The sequence below is a fragment of the Pseudomonas sp. FYR_7 genome, from assembly GCF_043106155.1.
GTDB classification, from domain to species: Bacteria; Pseudomonadota; Gammaproteobacteria; order Pseudomonadales; family Pseudomonadaceae; genus Aquipseudomonas; species Aquipseudomonas parafulva_B.
This window is the reverse complement of record NZ_JBICMI010000085.1, coordinates 1-17,650: the sequence shown is the minus strand read 5'-3', so window position 1 is coordinate 17,650 and position 17,650 is coordinate 1. Positions and strand designations below refer to the sequence as shown.

16 protein-coding genes and 2 pseudogenes are annotated in these 17,650 nt (G+C 61.5%); 14 read left to right on the top strand and 4 right to left on the bottom strand.

The features are described 5' to 3' along the window. The first annotated feature begins 90 nt into the window (after positions 1-90). Both ACF8R3_RS21700 and sfsA read left to right on the top strand, forming a co-directional pair. Positions 91-1,263, top strand: a complete 1,173-nt coding sequence (locus ACF8R3_RS21700; protein WP_058639183.1) for a pyridoxal phosphate-dependent aminotransferase — start codon at positions 91-93, stop codon at positions 1,261-1,263. Then, complete coding sequence (gene sfsA / locus ACF8R3_RS21695; RefSeq protein WP_058639182.1) at positions 1,263-1,976, top strand: DNA/RNA nuclease SfsA; 714 nt, start codon at positions 1,263-1,265, stop codon at positions 1,974-1,976. The genes ACF8R3_RS21700 and sfsA overlap by 1 nt, the downstream gene beginning before the upstream one ends. Here sfsA and ACF8R3_RS21690 read toward each other — a convergent pair. Beyond that, the gene (locus ACF8R3_RS21690) at positions 1,966-2,283 is read right to left on the bottom strand and encodes a Rieske 2Fe-2S domain-containing protein (protein WP_058639181.1); all 318 of its coding nucleotides are present in this window, start codon (positions 2,281-2,283) and stop codon (positions 1,966-1,968) included. The two genes, sfsA and ACF8R3_RS21690, sit on opposite strands and share 11 nt — an antisense overlap. Positions 2,284-2,433: 150 nt before the next feature. Here ACF8R3_RS21690 and ACF8R3_RS21685 point away from each other — a divergent pair, with 150 nt between their 5' ends. From ACF8R3_RS21685 to ACF8R3_RS21675, 3 genes are read left to right on the top strand one after another with little or no spacing between them, the layout of a single operon-like run. After that, positions 2,434-3,318 (top strand): hemin ABC transporter substrate-binding protein, encoded by an 885-nt coding sequence (locus ACF8R3_RS21685; protein WP_058639180.1) that lies wholly within the window; start codon positions 2,434-2,436, stop codon positions 3,316-3,318. Positions 3,319-3,368: 50 nt separating this feature from the next. Further along, entirely contained in the window at positions 3,369-4,352 is a 984-nt protein-coding gene (locus tag ACF8R3_RS21680; protein WP_392516126.1) for a FecCD family ABC transporter permease, read from the top strand. Next, positions 4,352-5,119: a heme ABC transporter ATP-binding protein gene (locus ACF8R3_RS21675; protein ID WP_197844604.1), complete on the top strand. Its 768-nt coding sequence runs from the start codon at positions 4,352-4,354 to the stop codon at positions 5,117-5,119. Before ACF8R3_RS21680 ends, ACF8R3_RS21675 begins: the two co-directional genes overlap by 1 nt. 208 nt (positions 5,120-5,327) lie before the next feature. Here the strand turns inward: ACF8R3_RS21675 and ACF8R3_RS21670 are convergent, their stop codons facing one another. Both ACF8R3_RS21670 and ACF8R3_RS21665 read right to left on the bottom strand, forming a co-directional pair. Further along, the gene (locus tag ACF8R3_RS21670; protein ID WP_392516122.1) at positions 5,328-5,612 is read right to left on the bottom strand and encodes a TfoX/Sxy family protein; all 285 of its coding nucleotides are present in this window, start codon (positions 5,610-5,612) and stop codon (positions 5,328-5,330) included. A gap of 138 nt (positions 5,613-5,750) precedes the next feature. After that, positions 5,751-7,313, bottom strand: coding sequence for a bifunctional aminoglycoside phosphotransferase/ATP-binding protein (locus tag ACF8R3_RS21665; protein WP_058639176.1), 1,563 nt, complete (start codon positions 7,311-7,313; stop codon positions 5,751-5,753). 115 nt (positions 7,314-7,428) lie between these two features. On the opposite strand from ACF8R3_RS21665, the gene mrcB reads away from it, so the two are divergent. The 9 genes and pseudogenes from mrcB to msrQ all read left to right on the top strand — a co-directional run bounded on the left by mrcB (position 7,429) and on the right by msrQ (position 17,294). Beyond that, entirely contained in the window at positions 7,429-9,750 is a 2,322-nt protein-coding gene (gene mrcB / locus ACF8R3_RS21660; RefSeq protein ID WP_392516121.1) for a penicillin-binding protein 1B, read from the top strand. Between the two features lie 27 nt (positions 9,751-9,777). Continuing rightward, entirely contained in the window at positions 9,778-10,557 is a 780-nt protein-coding gene (locus ACF8R3_RS21655) for a tetratricopeptide repeat protein (RefSeq protein WP_392516120.1), read from the top strand. Between the two features lie 2 nt (positions 10,558-10,559). Continuing rightward, a complete protein-coding gene (locus tag ACF8R3_RS21650; protein WP_392475800.1) occupies positions 10,560-10,889 on the top strand; it encodes a YqcC family protein in 330 nt (109 codons plus the stop codon). A 407-nt stretch (positions 10,890-11,296) separates the two neighbouring features. Further along, complete coding sequence (locus tag ACF8R3_RS21645; RefSeq protein WP_392516119.1) at positions 11,297-13,021, top strand: acetolactate synthase 3 large subunit; 1,725 nt, start codon at positions 11,297-11,299, stop codon at positions 13,019-13,021. A 1-nt stretch (position 13,022) separates the two neighbouring features. Next, positions 13,023-13,514 carry an acetolactate synthase small subunit gene (ilvN, locus tag ACF8R3_RS21640; RefSeq protein ID WP_003250040.1) on the top strand — a complete coding sequence of 164 codons (492 nt, stop codon included), beginning with the start codon at positions 13,023-13,025 and terminating at the stop codon, positions 13,512-13,514. 58 nt (positions 13,515-13,572) lie between these two features. Then, complete coding sequence (gene ilvC / locus ACF8R3_RS21635) at positions 13,573-14,589, top strand: ketol-acid reductoisomerase (protein ID WP_058604733.1); 1,017 nt, start codon at positions 13,573-13,575, stop codon at positions 14,587-14,589. Positions 14,590-14,739: 150 nt separating this feature from the next. Further along, on the top strand, positions 14,740-15,591 hold the full coding sequence (gene pssA, locus ACF8R3_RS21630; protein ID WP_023533151.1) for a CDP-diacylglycerol--serine O-phosphatidyltransferase: 852 nt from the start codon (positions 14,740-14,742) through the stop codon (positions 15,589-15,591). Positions 15,592-15,670: 79 nt separating this feature from the next. After that, entirely contained in the window at positions 15,671-16,684 is a 1,014-nt protein-coding gene (gene msrP, locus ACF8R3_RS21625; RefSeq protein ID WP_392516118.1) for a protein-methionine-sulfoxide reductase catalytic subunit MsrP, read from the top strand. Continuing rightward, positions 16,684-17,294: pseudogene (gene msrQ, locus ACF8R3_RS21620) on the top strand (protein-methionine-sulfoxide reductase heme-binding subunit MsrQ). The gene msrP and the pseudogene msrQ overlap by 1 nt, the downstream one beginning before the upstream one ends. On the opposite strand, the pseudogene ACF8R3_RS21615 reads toward msrQ, so the two are convergent. After that, positions 17,198-17,650 (bottom strand): annotated as a pseudogene (locus ACF8R3_RS21615) (hypothetical protein); the annotation flags it as partial. The pseudogenes msrQ and ACF8R3_RS21615 overlap by 97 nt on opposite strands.

The window sequence follows — 17,650 nt, the reverse complement described above, 5'->3', positions numbered from 1 at the left end:
CCGATCCTGCTTACTGACACCGGCGCAAACCATACGTTCGATTGCATGCAAGGGTAGAATCCAAAGTTTAGACCCGATTGAGAGAAGGACATGGCCCAACCCTACAGTGCGCGCAGCCGCGCCATCGAACCCTTCCATGTCATGGCGCTGCTGGCGCGTGCCAATGAGCTGCAGGCAGCCGGGCATGACGTGATCCACCTCGAGATCGGCGAGCCGGACTTCACCACGGCAGCGCCCATCGTCGCCGCAGGGCAGGCCGCCCTTGCCGAAGGCCACACCCGGTACACAGCCGCCCGCGGTCTGCCTGCACTGCGCCAGGCAATCGCCGGTTTCTATGGCCAGCGCTATGGTCTTGACGTTGACCCGGAGCGCATCCTGATCACGCCAGGTGGCTCCGGTGCGCTGCTGCTGGCCAGCAGCCTGCTGGTCGATCCCGGCAAACATTGGCTGCTGGCCGACCCGGGCTACCCGTGCAATCGCCACTTTCTGCGCTTGGTCGAGGGTGGGGCGCAGTTGGTGCCGGTAGGGCCTGAGGTGAACTATCAGCTCGATGCAGGGCTGGTGCACGCACACTGGAACGCCGATACGGTCGGCGCTCTGGTGGCTTCACCTGCCAACCCGACGGGGACTGTACTGGGGCGTGATGAGCTGGCCAGCCTTGCCCAAGCCACGCGCGCCCGCGCCGGTCATCTGGTTGTGGACGAGATCTACCACGGCCTGACCTATGGCATGGACGCGCCCAGCGTGCTCGAAGTCGACGATTCGGCCTTCGTACTAAATAGCTTTTCCAAATATTTCGGCATGACCGGCTGGCGCCTGGGTTGGTTGGTGGCACCCGAAGATGCCGTGGCTGACCTTGAGAAACTGGCGCAAAACCTCTACATCAGCGCACCCAGCATGGCCCAGCACGCCGCGCTGGCCTGCTTCCAGCCGGAGGCGCTCGGGATCTTCGAGGCGCGTCGTGCGGAATTTGCCAAACGCCGTGACTACCTGCTGCCAGCCCTGCGCAGCCTGGGTTTCAAAATCGCCGTAGAGCCCCAGGGCGCGTTTTACCTGTATGCCGATATCAGCGCCTTCGGGGGGGATGCCTTCGCGTTCTGCCGACATTTCCTGGAAACCGAACACGTGGCGTTTACCCCGGGGCTGGACTTCGGTCGCCACCTGGCCGGCCATCATGTACGTTTCGCCTACACCCAGAGCCTCCCGCGTCTGGAACAAGCGGTCCAGCGTATCGCCCGTGGCCTGCAGAGCTGGCAGGGCTGATGCGTTTTTCTCCTGCCCTTGAACAAGGTCGGCTGCTGCGCCGGTACAAGCGCTTTCTGGCCGACATCGAACTGCCCACTGGCGAGCAACTGACGATTCATTGCCCCAACACCGGCTCCATGCTCAATTGCATGCACGAGGGTGGCCTGGTGTGGTTCAGTCGCTCCAGCGACCCGAAACGCAAGCTGCCAGGCACCTGGGAAATCAGCGAAACCCCACAAGGGAGGCTGGCCTGCGTCAACACCGGGCGCGCCAACCCATTGGTGGAGGAGGCGCTGCGTGCGGGGATCATCACCGAGCTGGCAGGTTTCACTGCACTCAAGCGGGAGGTGGCCTACGGTGAAGAAGGCAGTCGTATCGATTTTCGTCTGGAATTCGACGGTGCACCGGCTTATGTGGAAGTCAAAAGCGTGACCCTGGGTTACGCCGACAGCACCACGGCAGCGTTTCCGGACGCCGTCACCCAGCGCGGTGCCAAGCACCTGCGCGAGCTGGCCAAGCTGGCGCGCCAGGGCATACGGGCGGTTCAGCTGTATTGCGTCAACCTGACGGGTATAGAGGCCGTGCGACCGGCCGATGACATCGACCTGGCCTATGCCCAGGCCCTGAAGGCTGCGGCGGCCGAGGGGGTCGAAGTGCTGGCCTATGGGACCCGGCTGGATGCCGAGGGCATCGTCATTGACCGGCGCCTGCCGGTGATCCTTACGCCTTGAGCCAGATGCCCTGGCTGTCTTCGAGGCAGTCCAGGGCCTGCAACGCCTCGCCTTCGCAAGGCCCGGACACACATTCGCCCGTTTCGATCAGAAACAGCGCACCGTGGTGGCTGCAGTGAATAAGGCTGTTGCTGTCGTCCAGAAAACGTTCCTGCGGCCCGTTCAAGGCAATGCCACGGTGCGGGCAGCGGTTTCGGTAGAGATAAACGCTACCTTGGCGGCGAACGCCCAGCAGCAGAACGCCGTCTACCTCGAACGGGCGGCTCTGGCCTTCGGGCAAGCCGTGGGAGGGGCAAAGAAAGTGCATGGCGGGCCTGACTCTGAGTGCGGTGATCGACTTGACGCGTCAATGCGAACAATTATCAAATGGCTGTCATTCGCTGCGCCTGGCTTTGCATGGTGCGCAGTTCTGCCGCCCGCTACAAGGTGTGGGGGCCAAACCGATGAAGGAAATCCAATGATGCGTCGCCTTGCCGCCGTGCTTGTTCTCGCCGCCAGCCCACTGCTCTGCGCCAAGGCCCTGGCAGCCGACCAGCCGAGCCGTTGGGTCAGTGCGGGCGGCGCCTTGAGCGAGTGGGTGGTGGCGTTGGGCGCTGAGCCGCGGCTGGTCGGCGTCGATACCACCAGCCAACACCCAGCCTCATTGAAAGCGCTGCCCAGCATTGGTTATCAGCGCCAGTTGTCCGCTGAAGGCATTCTGAGCCTGCGCCCGGATAGGTTGATAGGTACGGATGAAATGGGCCCAGCGCCGGTGCTGGCGCAAATCACCAGGGCCGGCGTGCCCGTCGAGGTGTTCTCCAGCCAGCCCGATATCGATGCCGTGGGGCAGAACCTCAAGCGCCTGGGCGAGCTGTTGGGGGCCCAGGCACAGGCTGCACGAGCGACCGCAGACTTTCGCCATCAGCTCGACCAGTTGCACGACAAGGTACGCCAGGCACAAGCCGGGCAGCCCGCGCCCGGCGTGGTGTTGCTGGTAGGTCATGCAGGGGCCAGGCCGCTGCTGGCAGGCGCCGGCACGGCAGGGGACTGGGTCTTGAAGCAGGCCGGGGGACGTAACCTTGCAACCCATCAGGGCTACAAGGACTTTTCCAGCGAGGCGCTCGCGGCGTTGGACCCGGATGTCATCGTGTTCTCGGACCGCGTGCTCGCCGATCAAGCCGCCTTGCAGGCCCTGTTGAAAGAAAACCCTGCACTGGCCGCCTCGCGTGCAGTGCGCGATCAGCGTCTGGTTCAGCTCGACCCGACCCTGCTGGTCGGAGGGTTGGGGCCGCGCTTGCCCGCCAGCCTTCAGGTGCTGGCGGCAGCGTTCTATCCTTCGGCCAACATCCGCTTCGCGCCATGAGGCCACGGATTCGACCGCGCACGTTGTTCATCTGGCTGGGCTTGGCATGCATGCTCGCCATCCTGCTTTCGTTGTCGTTGGGGCCCGTAAGCCTGCCGTTGACCGATACGCTGCAGGCCAGCTTGCGGCTTGTGGGTGTGCCGCTTTCAGCGGAGGGTTTGCAGCAGGCGCAGATGATCATTGGCCAGATCCGCCTACCGCGCACGCTGCTGGGGCTGGCTGTAGGCGCAGTGCTGGCCTTGTCCGGGGTGGCCATGCAGGGGTTGTTTCGCAACCCACTGGCAGACCCTGGGCTGGTGGGCGTGGCGGCCGGAGCGGCGGTTGGGGCGGCAGTCGCGATCGTTGGGGCTCGGTGGCTGGGTAACGTCCCCGAGGGTTTGTCACCGTATCTGTTGTCGCTGTGTGCGTTTCTCGGCGGACTGGGTGTAACCGCGCTGGTCTACCGGCTGGGCAGGCGCGACGGGCAGACCAATGTGGCTACCATGCTGCTGGCCGGGGTTGCCATGACCGCACTGGGCGGCGCGACCGTGGGGCTTTTCAGCTACCTGGCCGATGACGCCACCCTGCGCACCCTGACGTTCTGGAACCTGGGCAGCCTCAATGGCGCCAGTTACGCGCGGATCTGGCCTCTGCTGCTGGTCGCGACGGGCATCTCGCTCTGGCTGCCTCGACGGGCGAGGGCGCTCAATGTGTTGATGCTGGGTGAGTCCGAAGTCCGGCACCTGGGTATCGACGTCGAGCGCTTGAAGCGGGAGTTGGTGTTCTGCACGGCATTGGGCGTCGGGGCGGCAGTGGCTGCAGCCGGCTTGATCGGCTTCATTGGCCTGGTGGTGCCGCACCTGGTGCGACTGCTGGCCGGCCCTGATCATCGGGTGGTATTGCCAGCCTCGTTGTTGGCAGGGGGCGCTTTGATGCTGATGGCCGATCTGCTAGCGCGGCTGCTGTTGGCGCCTGCCGAACTTCCCATCGGTATCGTCACTGCCTTCATTGGCGCACCGTTTTTCCTGTACCTGCTGATCCGAGGACGCGCGTGATGCTGCAAGCCGAAGGCCTCTACCTGCGCCGTGGTAAACAGGACGTTCTGCGAGGTATCGACCTGCAGCTGGCGCCTGGGCAGATCGTCGGTGTATTGGGCCCTAACGGTGCGGGCAAGAGCAGTCTGCTGGGGGCGCTCAGTGGCGAACTCGTGCCTGCGCAGGGGCGGGTGACGCTGCAAGGGCGTCTGCTGTCGGACTGGGCCGGCCCCGAGCGCGCGCAACGGTTGGCGGTGTTGCCGCAGGTGGCCAGCCTAGGCTTTGCCTTCCAGGTGCAGGACGTCGTGGGCATGGGGCGCATGCCATACGCCACCGGGCGCCAGCGTGACGCGCAGATTGTGGAGGCGGCCTTGCAGGCGGCAGACGCGACCCACCTTGCACAACGCAGTTATTTGGCGTTGTCGGGTGGCGAGCGCCAGCGGGTGCACCTGGCACGGGTGATGGCGCAGTTGTGGCCGGGCGAAGAGGGCGTGACGTTGTTGCTCGACGAGCCGACCTCCATGCTCGACCCGCTGCACCAACACACGACCCTGGAGGCGGTGCGTCGTTTCGCGGACCGTGGCGCTGGCGTTTTGCTCATTCTGCATGACCTTAATCTTGCAGCACGGTACTGCGACCGGATCCTGTTACTGGAACAGGGACGCAGTTACGCCCTGGACAGCCCTGCCAGTGTGCTCACCCCAAAGGCGCTGAAGGCCGTCTTCGGAATCGACGTCATCGTGCAGGCGCATCCTGAGCGGGGGCATCCGTTGGTCATCGCCCGCTGAAATAGAAGCAGGATGTGTTCATGAAGTCTGTCGGACATTCGCCTGAACAGCCAGGCAAAAAAAGACCCGGCAAATTGCCGGGTCAATAACCGTGATTAGCCTGATGAGGAGATAATCTGAGAGTCCGAACCAAGGGCTCTGAGGTTATCCAACCAGTCTCGCGACCAGTTGTGATAATCATAACGATTCTCATTCATGGGTCAATAGCTTATTGCACTTTATTTTTTGCCTCGCGCTGAGTCGCGGATTCCAGTTGCTCGAGCAGTGCCGCCTTGCGCGCATGCGGCAGCGCTCTCCAGTTCACATCCAGCAGGGCGCCCTCGATGGCGAACAGCAGGACCTTGGTAGCGCGAAAGCCGCGAGCCTTCACCGCCAGGTAGGCCTGGACTGCGCCAAGCCGCCGCAAATCCGACGAGCTTTGCACTCCGGCAGCCTTCAGCCACTGGACTGAAGTCTTGCCAAGGTTTTTCAGGCAGTAAAGATCCTCGCTCATTACGCCTCCTTGCGATGGTTGAGGAAAGAGCGGATGCCGCTAGACCAAGTGTAGCGGGGCAGTACAAGTGCGCGGCCTTTTAACAAGGCCGCAGGTCGAAGGCGCGTTGCTTGAAATGGCGTCTTCCCGTGTCAGGCATCAGAGCCCGGGCAGGCGCTGACGGATTTGCTCGATGACATGGTCCATGCTGCTGCTCGCCTGGGTATCTACCGGCGTGCTCAACGCGACTTCCTCGGCAGCCAACGGCTCACGGCTTGCCTGCTGGGCCTGGACGACTTCCAGGGTGGCGTCCGACGGGTCCTGGCTCTGCGCCTGGCGTTGCTGCAACCAGCTGCTGATCACGGCATCCGGGGCATGGCAGTCGAGGATCAGGAACGGTACGCCAGTCTGGCTGGCGACGTCGGCGGCAGCCTGGCGCTGTGCATGCTTGAGGTAGGTGGCGTCGAGCACCACCGGCAAGCCTGCCCGCAGCACGGTAGCCGCAATCTGATGAAGGCGTTGGTAAGTGGCAGCACTGGCCTCTTGGTCGTAGATGCCTGCGCTCAACTGGCCTGTCGCGTCTTGCGCCTGCTCGCCGAACAGACGTTTGCGTTCCACATCCGAGCGCACGCGCACGGCGCCCAGCGCTTCGACCAGGCGCATGGCTACGTGGCTCTTGCCGACAGCCGAAACCCCATGGGTAATGGCCAGCAGGCGTGAAGGGATGGCGCTGTAGCTTTCTGCGAGATTGGCGTAGTTGCGGTAGGTGCGCAGGGTCGTGGCCTTCTGTACGCCATCGGCGTCGGCAGGCATGCTGAACAGCGCGACCTTGGCACGCACCAGTGCGCGGTAGGCCTTGTAGAAATTGAGCAATTCCAGCCCTTCATAGTCCCCGGTCAGTTCCAGGTACTGGCTGATGAAACGCCGAGCCAGGCACTTGAGCCCGCGGTCCTCCAGGTCCATGGCCAGGAAGGCGGTGTCGGCATAGACGTCGGTCAGGCGGAAGGGCTCATTGAACTCGATGCAATCGAAGATTACCACCTGGCCATCAATCAGCGTGGCATTGCCCAGGTGAATGTCACCGTGGCATTCGCGAATGAAACCTTCGGCCTTGCGGCGTTCGAGGAGCCCATGCAAACGGTCGAAACTGCTGCGCGCCCAGGCTTGCAGGGCGTCGAGCTGTTGCAGGTCGGCCTTGTCGCTCAGAAACGGACGGATCTGTTCGAAGTTCTGTTCCACCGGTGCCATCACGCTCTCGGGCGTACCCAGCGGGTGCTCCACGGGCACGCGAGGCGCCTGCAGGTGGAACTCGGCGATCTGGCGGGCCATCTGGTCGACGTGGGCAGCGGTCAGCTCACCGTTGGCCTGGAGCGTGGAGAGCATCTGTCCCTGTGGGAACTGGCGCATTTTCAAGGCGAATTCGATTGCCTGGCCCTCTCCACCGATCTGCGGGGCGTCGGCGCTGCCGGTGATCGGCAGCACCTCCAGGTACAGACCATCGGTCAGGCGCTGATTCAGGCGCAGTTCTTCGTTGCAGAAGTGCTGGCGCTGATCCAGGTGGGTGAAGTCGAGGAAGCCGAAGTTCATCGGCTTCTTGATCTTGTAGGCATACTCACCCGTGAGCAATACCCAGGAGATATGCGTCTCGATAAGGTGGAACCCATCCACGGGGTGGGGGTACAGGGCAGGGTTCTGCAACGCAGTGATGAGGGCTTGGCTCACGGGAAATCCTTCCGGGGGCAGGGAATTCGAATCGGCCATTATGGTCAATGGTGCCGTCCCTGCCTACCGCCGGGCCGCCTGCCCAGCCTCAGTAAAGTGCGTATAATCCGCCGCCATGACTCGATCTCGAAATTCCCGTACCCCTAAAAAACGCCCGACCGGCCGCTCCCGTGCCTGGCTGGGCTGGGCTTTGAAGCTCAGCCTGGTCGGCTTGGTGATCATCGCCGGCTTCGCGGTCTACCTCGATGCCGTCGTGCAGGAAAAGTTTTCCGGCAAGCGCTGGACCATCCCTGCCAAGGTGTATGCCAGGCCGCTGGAGCTGTTCGCCGGCCAGAAACTGAGCAAGGATGACTTCCTCACCGAACTCGACGCGCTGGGTTATCGCCGTGAAAGTGCCGCCAACGGGCCAGGCGCGGCAGCGGTGAACGGCAACACGGTGGACCTCAATACCCGTGGCTTCCAGTTCTATGAGGGCATGGAACCTGCCCAGTTCGTGCGTGTACGGTTTTCCGGTGATTACGTGGCAGGGCTTGCGGGCGCCAATGGCAAGGCCTTGGATGTGGTCCGGCTCGAGCCGCTGATGATCGGCGGCATCTACCCCAAGAACCTCGAGGATCGCATCCTGATCAAGATCGACCAGGTGCCCAAGTACCTGCTCGAAACCCTTGTGGCCACCGAAGACCGTGATTTCTACAGTCACATGGGCGTATCCCCTAAATCCATCGCCCGGGCCATGTGGGTCAATACCTCGTCCGGATCGATGCGCCAGGGCGGCAGTACCCTGACCCAGCAACTGGTCAAGAACTTCTACCTCACCAGTGAGCGCAGCCTGAGCCGCAAGCTGACCGAGGCGATGATGGCGGTCTTGCTAGAACTGCATTACGACAAGCGCGAGATCCTGGAGGCCTACCTCAACGAGGTGTTCGTCGGCCAGGACGGCCAGCGTGCCGTGCATGGTTTCGGCCTGGCCAGCCAGTTCTTCTTCAGCCAGCCGTTGTCCGAGCTCAAGCTGCACCAGATCGCATTGTTGGTCGGCATGGTCAAGGGCCCGTCTTACTACAACCCGCGCCGTTACCCGGAACGTGCGTTGGCCAGGCGTAACCTGGTACTGGACCTGGTCGCCGAGCAGGGCGTGGCCAGCCAGGCCGAAGTGGATGCGGCGAAGAAGATGCCCCTGGGCGTCACCAAGCGCGGCAGCTTGGCCGACAGCTCGTTCCCGGCCTTCCTGGACCTGGTCAAGCGCCAGCTGCGCCAGGACTACCGCGACGAAGACTTGACCGAAGAGGGGCTGCGAATTTTCACCAGCTTCGACCCGATCCTGCAGATGAAAGCCGAAACCTCGATGAACGAGACGTTCAAGCGCCTGGCCGGGCGCAAGGGCGCCGACGAGGTGGAATCGGCGATGGTCGTGACCAACCCTGAAACCGGCGAGGTGCAGGCCCTGATCGGCAGCCGCCAGTCGGGCTTTGCCGGCTTCAACCGCGCCATCGATGCCGTGCGCCCGATTGGTTCTCTGGTCAAACCGGCGGTGTACCTGACGGCCCTCGAGCAGCCGAGCAAGTACACCCTGACCAGCTGGGTGCAGGACGAACCGTTCTCGGTCAAGGCTGCCAACGGACAGGTGTGGCGCCCGCAAAACTACGACAGGCGTTCGCACGGCACCATCTACCTGTACCAGGGGCTGGCGCATTCGTACAACCTGTCCACCGCCAAGCTTGGCCTGGAAGTGGGTGTGCCGAACGTGATCAAGACCATTGGGCGACTGGGTGTGGACGTGGACTGGCCGGCGTTCCCATCGATGTTGCTGGGTGCAGGCGGGATGTCGCCGATGCAGGTCGCGACCATGTACCAGACCCTGGCCAACGGTGGCTTCAACACGCCGATGCGCGGTATTCGCAGCGTACTGACGGCCGAAGGCGAGCCGCTCAAGCGCTATCCGTTCCAGATCCAGCAGACATTCGACCCTGCGGCCATCTACCTGGTGCAGAACGCCATGCAGCGGGTCATGCGGGAAGGCACCGGGCGCTCGGTGTACAACACCTTGCCGCGTACCCTCACCCTGGCGGGCAAGACCGGTACCAGCAACGATTCGCGTGACAGCTGGTTCTCAGGCTTCAGCCAGGACCTGCTGGCGGTGGTCTGGATGGGGCGCGACGACAACGGTAAAACGCCCTTCACCGGCGCTACCGGCGCGCTGCAGGTGTGGACCAGCTTCATGAAAAAAGCCGACCCACTGCCGCTCGACATGCCCCAGCCCGACAACGTGGTGCAGGCCTGGATTGATCCCTACAGCGGCCAGGGGTCTGACAGCAGCTGTCCGGGCGCCGTGCAGATGCCGTATATTCGCGGGAGTGAACCGCCTGCCGGCGCGACCTGTGGCGGCGAGCAGAATCCAGCTGAGTCGGTCATGGACTGGGTCAAGGGCTGGATGAATTAAGCACAGGCTGCATTGAAGAGGTGTGACGTGAACAAGTGGCTGTTTCCTGCCGTGACGGCGCTGGTGGTGCTCCAGGGGTGCTCCAGCGTGCCTCGCGGCAATATACCGGTGGTCGACTCCAGTACCCGCGTGTCCAACAGCGAGCGCGTCACGGCCAAGCGCCAGGCCCCTGGCATCAATGCTGGCACGCCCCAGGCGCAGACCCTGCCGGAAGACTCCGGCGTCACGGTGATGATTCCCCAGGGGGCCGGGGCGTCCGGCATCCAGACGTTCCCTGCCGGCAATGGCGCGGCGCCTATCAGCACGACGCCGATCACTACCGAGCCGGTCAACGCCCAACCGATCACCACTGACCCTAACCCCATTGCCGACGAGCCTTTCGATATTGCGTCGATGAACAGCGCGTCGGCCCCCAAGGCCAGCACCGCGCCAACCGGTATTCCGCGTAGCGGCGCTGGCGGCGGGTTGTCTGCTGACGAACAGCTCGATGGGCCGGTGCTGGCACTGCTGACCACCGCCCAGACGCAGCAGGGCAGCGGCGATTTTAACGGCGCTGCCTCGAGCCTAGAGCGGGCCCAGCGGATCGCGCCGCGGGAGCCGCAGGTACTCTACCGGTTGGCGCAGGTCAGGCTGTCCCAGGGTGACGCCCCGCAGGCCGAGCAGTTGGCGCGTCGTGCGCTGACCTATGCCAATGGGCGTCCGAGTCTTCAGGCCGAGTTGTGGAACACGATCGCCCAGGCGCGTGAGAAGCAAGGCGACAGTGCCGGGGCAGCGCAGGCACGGCAAAAAGCACGGGTGAGCTCGTGACGGTGCAGCCGCGGGTACTGGCCATCGCCGACCACCTGATGCTGATCGAGCGTGAGTTGCAGGTGCAAGGTTGGTGGGACGACGAGGCGCCTGAGGACGATGCACTGGAGAGCACGGTGCCCTTCGCGGTCGACACCCTGCGTTTCGAGCAGTGGCTGCAGTGGATTTTTCTGCCGCGCATGAAGATCATCATCGAGTTGGGTCACCCATTGCCCAACGCGTCGGGGATCCTCACCATGGCTGAAACCGTGTTCGTGAACCGGCCGGAGCAGAGCCGGGAGCTGCGCCGGCTGTTGGCAGCATTCGACCAATTGATCGCCTCGACCGCCTGATTTATTCCAATTTTCCTTCAAGGGCCGCAGATTGTGGCCCTTTTTTATAGAAATCTTAATTTTTCTGCTGCTTTAGTGATTTTTAGTGGTGCCAGGAATTCATCTTGGCTGAAAATTGGCAATAATTTTTCTTGACTTGTCGCCGCCAAATCACAAGAATCCAACTTCCGCTGTAGTGGGACTGCCAGAAGCAGACCCGCTAAGCAGATCATGAGGCGCACACCCGCGCCGACCTGTTACACCCCGCAACGCGTTACCTCGCGCTGGGTGGGAAACCCCCGCAACACTCTGGGGAGCTCCCAATACTTGCTCAGTCAGTGCTGACGTTCGCTCATGCTCTGCTTGGCAGTAAACCTATTAAGACCCGCCTGTTGGGGCGGTATTCTGGCGTTTTAGAGGTGAACAACGTGGAGCTTTTATCTGGCGCTGAGATGGTCGTCCGCTTCTTGCGTGACGAAGGCGTTAAGCACATCTACGGGTACCCTGGTGGTGCTCTCCTGCACGTATACGACGCGCTGTTCAAGGAACCGGAAGTCGAGCACATCCTGGTTCGCCACGAACAGGCGGCGACCCACATGGCTGACGGCTACGCCCGCGCTACCGGCAAGGCCGGCGTGGTGCTGGTCACGTCCGGCCCGGGTGCGACCAATGCCATCACGGGCATTGCCACTGCCTACATGGACTCCATTCCGATGGTCATCCTGTCCGGCCAGGTGCCTAGCACCATGGTAGGTACCGATGCCTTCCAGGAAACCGACATGATCGGTATCTCCCGGCCTATCGTGAAGCACAGCTTCATGATCAAGAACCCGACCGAGATTCCGGAAATCCTGAAAAAAGCGTTCTACCTGGCGCAATCCGGCCGCCCAGGTCCGGTAGTGGTCGATATCCCCAAGGACATGACCAACCCGGCCGAAAAATTCGAGTACGTGTACCCCAAGAAGGTCAAGCTGCGCTCTTACAGCCCGGCCGTACGCGGGCATTCCGGGCAGATTCGCAAGGCAGCAGAAATGTTGCTGGCTGCCAAGCGCCCGATCGTCTACGCCGGCGGCGGCGTGATCCTGGGTGGTGGGTCCGAATCCCTGACCGAGATCGCCAAGTCGCTGAACCTGCCGGTCACCAATACCCTGATGGGGTTGGGCTGCTTCCCGGGTACCGATCGCCAGTTCCTTGGCATGCTGGGTATGCATGGCAGCTTCGCTGCCAACATGGCCATGCACAACGCCGATGTCATCTTCGCCGTCGGTGCGCGTTTCGACGACCGTGTGGTCAACGGCCCGGCCAAGTTCTGCCCGAACGCCAAGATCATCCATATCGACATCGACCCGGCTTCGATCTCCAAGATGATCAAGGCCGACGTACCGATCGTTGGCCCAGTGGACAGCGTGTTGTCCGAGATGATCGGCATTCTCAAGGAAATCGGCGAGCAGCCTGAGAAGGCGTCGCTCGATGCCTGGTGGAAGCAGATCGATGAATGGCGTGGCAATGGCGAACTGTTCCCTTATGACAAGGGCGACGGCAATGTCATCAAGCCGCAGAAAGTCATCGAGACGCTGTGCGAAGTCACCAACGGCGATGCCTTCGTGACCTCGGACGTGGGCCAGCACCAGATGTTCGCTGCCCAGTACTACCGCTTCAACAAACCCAACCGCTGGATCAACTCCGGTGGCCTGGGCACGATGGGCTTCGGCTTCCCGGCAGCGATGGGCATCAAGCTCAATTTCCCGGATCAGGACGTTGCTTGTGTAACCGGCGAAGGCAGCATCCAGATGAACATCCAGGAGCTGTCGACCTGCATGCAGTACGGCCTGCCGGTCAAGATCGTCAACATGAACAACGGTGTGCTGGGCATGGTTCGCCAGTGGCAGGACATGGCCTACAACGGCCGTCACTCGCACTCTTATGTCGAGTCGCTGCCTGACTTCATCAAGCTGGCCGAGGCCTATGGCCATGTGGGCATCCGCATCACCAGCCTGAAGGACCTCAAGCCCAAGCTTGAAGAAGCCTTCGCGATGAAGGATCGCCTGGTGTTCATCGACATCGCGGTTGACCGCAGCGAGCATGTCTATCCGATGCAGATCAAGGACGGCTCGATGCGTGACATGTGGCTGAGCAAGACGGAGCGTACCTGATATGCGGCACATCATTTCCCTGCTGCTGGAAAACGAACCGGGTGCCTTGTCCCGTGTGGTCGGCCTGTTCTCCCAGCGCAACTACAACATTGAAAGCCTGACCGTGGCGCCGACCGAAGACCCGACCCTGTCGCGTCTGACGTTGACCACCGTTGGCCATGACGAAGTGATCGAACAGATCACCAAGAACCTGAACAAGCTGGTCGAAGTGGTCAAGCTTGTCGACCTGTCGGAAAGCGCTCATATCGAACGCGAGCTGATGCTGGTCAAGGTCAAGGCCACCGGTGCCCAGCGTGCCGAGATCAAGCGCACCACGGATATCTTCCGTGGCCAGATCGTCGATGTGACTGCCAGCGTGTACACCGTGCAGCTGAGCGGCACCAGCGACAAGCTGGACAGCTTCATCCAGGCCATCGGCACTGCATCGATTCTCGAAACCGTGCGCAGCGGCGTTACCGGCATTGCCCGTGGCGACAAAGTGCTCAGCATCTGAATTCAACAATAAATTAGCGATGGCTCCATTGGGGCCGGGATATAACCAGGGGTATTTCATGAAAGTTTTCTACGATAAAGACTGCGACCTTTCCATCATCCAGGGTAAGAAAGTCGCCATCATCGGCTACGGCTCCCAGGGCCACGCTCAGGCGTGCAACCTGAAAGACTCCGGTGTGGATGTCACTATCGGTCTGCGTAAAGGTTCGGCCACCGTTGCCAAGGCAGAAGCCCACGGCCTGAAAGTGACCGACGTAGCTTCGGCAGTCGCCGCTGCCGACCTGGTCATGATCCTGACCCCGGACGAATTCCAGGGCCAGCTGTACAAGCAGGAAATCGAACCGAACATCAAGAAGGGCGCTACCCTGGCGTTCTCCCATGGCTTCGCGATCCACTACAACCAGGTGGTTCCACGTGCCGACCTCGACGTGATCATGATCGCGCCGAAAGCCCCGGGTCACACCGTGCGCTCCGAGTTCGTCAAAGGTGGCGGTATCCCTGACCTGATCGCCATCTACCAGGATGCTTCGGGCAACGCCAAGAACGTCGCCTTGTCCTACGCCTCGGGTGTAGGCGGTGGCCGTACCGGCATCATCGAAACCACCTTCAAGGACGAGACCGAAACCGACCTGTTCGGCGAGCAGGCCGTGCTGTGTGGCGGTACCGTCGAACTGGTCAAGGCTGGTTTCGAGACCCTGGTCGAAGCCGGCTATGCCCCGGAAATGGCCTACTTCGAGTGCTTGCACGAGCTGAAGCTGATCGTTGACCTCATGTACGAAGGCGGTATCGCCAACATGAACTACTCGATCTCCAACAACGCCGAATACGGCGAGTACGTGACCGGTCCAGAAGTCATCAACGAAGAATCCCGTAAAGCCATGCGCAATGCACTCAAGCGTATCCAGGACGGCGAGTACGCGAAGATGTTCATCTCCGAAGGTGCTACCAACTACCCATCGATGACCGCCAAGCGCCGTAACAACGCCGCGCACGGCATCGAAGTCATCGGCGAGAAGCTGCGTTCGATGATGCCGTGGATCTCGGCCAACAAGATCGTCGACAAGACTAAGAACTAAGGTTTATCGAACGATGAAAAACGCGGCTTAGGCCGCGTTTTTTCGTTCTGGCAGCCAGCTTCTGGTATAAAGCAGACCAGTGGCCCGCCGTCAGAACCTGTTTAGCGGGCCCGTGTCGAACTTTTTCCATCCTGTTGCAAGGTACCCTCCATGAGCGAACGTCCCGAAGAGCCGAACAAGCCCTCCGACGCCGAAAGCCTGCTACCTGTCGATGAGCACATTGAAGAGGGGCATGACGACGAAGGGCGCAAGGTGCGTCATCGCGGCATTTATCTGCTGCCCAACCTGTTCACCACCGCGAACCTGTTCGCTGGTTTCTATTCCATCATCAGTTCGATGAACGCACAGAGCGCCCTGAGCGCTGGCGACCCGCGCGAAGCGAGCAAGTATTTTGCCTTTGCTGCCATTGCCATCTTCGTGGCCATGGTACTCGATGGCCTCGATGGCCGGGTAGCGCGCATGACCAATACCCAGAGCGCCTTCGGCGCCGAGTACGATTCGCTGTCGGACATGGTCGCCTTCGGCGTGGCCCCCGCGCTGCTGGCCTTTGGCTGGGCGCTGGGTGACATGGGCAAGGTCGGCTGGATGGTGGCCTTCATTTATGTGGCCGGTGCTGCGCTTCGTCTGGCGCGTTTCAATACACAGGTGGGCACCGCCGACAAACGCTACTTCATCGGCCTGGCCAGCCCGGCTGCAGCCGGCGTGGTGGCCGGTACGGTATGGGCGTTCAGCGACTATGGCATCCAGGGCTCGAAGCTCTCGTTCCTGGTGGCGCTGTTGGTGGCGGCTGCGGGCATGCTGATGGTCAGCAACATCAAGTACAACAGCTTCAAGGAACTTGACCTCAAGGGGCGCGTGCCTTTCGTGGCGATCCTTGCCGTGGTGCTGGTGTTCGCAGTGGTCTTCAGCGATCCTCCGCGCATTCTGCTGCTGGCCTTCCTGGCCTATGCGGCTTCCGGCCCTATCCAGTTCCTGCTGCGCTCGCGTCGTCGCAAAGGGTGACAATCCCTTAATTGTGGAATAACCCTCCGGTTCCATAGTCTTACTGGTACATCCGTTACCCAGTGCTATGGAGCCGCTCATGCTTATCAAGCTTCCCAGGTCAGGCGAATGCAAGGCGTCGGAGATCACCCCTGAAGGCCTCTATCTCTCACGCCGCACCCTGATGGGTGGCTCGCTCGCGGGTTTGGCACTGGGTACGTTGCCGGGCAACGTTCTGGCCGGGGAGCCGTCTCGCTACCCTGACGTACAGGCTGGCAAGGCGCCTGCCTGGTTTGCCGAAAAGCTGCCCGGTACCCGTTGGCAGGCGGTGACGGTCCAAAACGAAGCCGTGACCCCCTTCAAGGATGCCACCCACTACAACAACTTCTATGAGTTCGGGCCCGACAAGGGCGACCCGGCTGCGAACGCAGGCAGCCTTAAGACCGAACCCTGGAGCGTTGTCATTGATGGGGAAGTGGGTAAACCCGGTCGCTATGCACTGGAGGACTTCGTCAAACCCTACCAACTCGAAGAGCGTGTCTATCGACTTCGCTGCGTGGAAGCGTGGTCGATGGTCATTCCGTGGCTGGGCTTCCCATTGGCGCACGTGCTCAAGCAGGTCGAACCCACCTCCAAGGCCCGTTACGTCCGTTTCGAAACCCTCGAGGATCCCAAGAGCATGCCTGGCCAGCGTTCTGGCTTCGCACTGATCGATTGGCCTTATGAAGAGGGGTTGCGCCTGGACGAGGCGATGCATCCGCTGGCCATCCTGGCAGTCGGTATGTATGGCCGGGAGCTGCCGAACCAGAGCGGGGCCCCGCTCAGGTTGGTCGTGCCCTGGAAGTATGGCTTCAAAAGCATCAAGTCGATCGTGCGCATCAGCCTGGTGGCAGAGCAACCGAAAACCACTTGGCAGGGGTTGGCTCCGGATGAGTATGGCTTCTATGCCAACGTGAACCCGACCGTCGACCACCCGCGCTGGAGCCAGGCTCGTGAACGCAGGTTGCCTAGCGGGCTGTTCAGTCCCAATGTGCGAGAGACACAGATGTTCAACGGCTATGCCGATGAGGTGGCGTCGCTGTATGACGGGCTGGATCTGCGGAAGAACTACTGATGAGATATCCCTGGTTTCGTCTAGGTATATTCATGGCAGGCTGCGTATTTCCGGCCTGGTGGCTGTATGAGGCATCGGCCAGCCTGTTGGGCCCTGATCCGGGCAAGGTGTTGATGGACCGGTTGGGGTTGGGCGCCTTGGTGTTTCTGTTAATCAGCCTGTGCATGACGCCATTGCAGCGGGTTACTGGTTGGCCGGGCTGGATCGTGGTGCGACGTCAGCTCGGGCTGTGGGTGTTTGCCTACATCGTGTTGCATGTGCTGGCGTACCTGTTCTTCATCCTGGGGTTGGACTGGGGGCAGTTCACGGTAGAACTGCGCAAGCGACCGTACATCATCGTGGGTGCCCTTGGTTTGCTGGGTTTGCTGGTGTTGGCGGTCACGTCCAATCGCTACAGCCAGCGCCGCCTGGGCGCGCGGTGGAAGAAGCTGCATAGGCTGGTCTACGCAGTACTGGGCCTGGGGCTGCTGCATTTTTGTGGATCGTACGCTCTGACCTGCGGGAGTGGGCTGTCTATGCCTTTATTGGGATGTTGTTGATGGTGCTGAGGATACCGGCTGTTGCGCGTTCGCTTGCGCGCGTGAACCGCAGCAAGGGGAGGGCGGCTTGAAGTGGCATTGGAAGGTGACAGGCACTTATCTCACGATTTCTGAAATTAATGGTTGACGCGGTTTCGAATCCCCTTATAATGCGCCCCACTTCCAGCGACATCGGAACGCGAAACTCCTTGAGATTCAATGGGTTAGCTAGTTCGGGTGGTGCTGTAAGGGCTGCGATCGAACAGATCGGCAGCGGTTGAGAAGAAGGTTGACAGCGTGTTGAAACGCTGTAGAATTCGCCTCCCGCTACGAGAGATCGAAGCGAGTCAAGTGTTTGAAGTTGAACGAGTTTCTCGAAATAAACTTCAAAATAAACGCTTGACAGGCAGTGAGGAAAGCGTAGAATGCGCGCCTCGGTTGAGATGAA

What these genes read in the sequence shown, in the direction of transcription:
- ACF8R3_RS21670 (WP_392516122.1), bottom strand. Translation starts at nt 5,612, where the DNA reads ATGAGCGAGGATCTTTACTGCCTGAAAAACCTTGGCAAGACTTCAGTC.
- ACF8R3_RS21700 (WP_058639183.1), top strand. Translation starts at nt 91, where the DNA reads ATGGCCCAACCCTACAGTGCGCGCAGCCGCGCCATCGAACCCTTCCAT.
- pssA (WP_023533151.1), top strand. Translation starts at nt 14,740, where the DNA reads ATGAGCGAACGTCCCGAAGAGCCGAACAAGCCCTCCGACGCCGAAAGC.
- ACF8R3_RS21675 (WP_197844604.1), top strand. Translation starts at nt 4,352, where the DNA reads ATGCTGCAAGCCGAAGGCCTCTACCTGCGCCGTGGTAAACAGGACGTT.
- ACF8R3_RS21685 (WP_058639180.1), top strand. Translation starts at nt 2,434, where the DNA reads ATGATGCGTCGCCTTGCCGCCGTGCTTGTTCTCGCCGCCAGCCCACTG.
- ACF8R3_RS21690 (WP_058639181.1), bottom strand. Translation starts at nt 2,283, where the DNA reads ATGCACTTTCTTTGCCCCTCCCACGGCTTGCCCGAAGGCCAGAGCCGC.
- ilvN (WP_003250040.1), top strand. Translation starts at nt 13,023, where the DNA reads ATGCGGCACATCATTTCCCTGCTGCTGGAAAACGAACCGGGTGCCTTG.
- mrcB (WP_392516121.1), top strand. Translation starts at nt 7,429, where the DNA reads ATGACTCGATCTCGAAATTCCCGTACCCCTAAAAAACGCCCGACCGGC.
- msrP (WP_392516118.1), top strand. Translation starts at nt 15,671, where the DNA reads ATGCTTATCAAGCTTCCCAGGTCAGGCGAATGCAAGGCGTCGGAGATC.
- ilvC (WP_058604733.1), top strand. Translation starts at nt 13,573, where the DNA reads ATGAAAGTTTTCTACGATAAAGACTGCGACCTTTCCATCATCCAGGGT.
- sfsA (WP_058639182.1), top strand. Translation starts at nt 1,263, where the DNA reads ATGCGTTTTTCTCCTGCCCTTGAACAAGGTCGGCTGCTGCGCCGGTAC.
- ACF8R3_RS21680 (WP_392516126.1), top strand. Translation starts at nt 3,369, where the DNA reads ATGCTCGCCATCCTGCTTTCGTTGTCGTTGGGGCCCGTAAGCCTGCCG.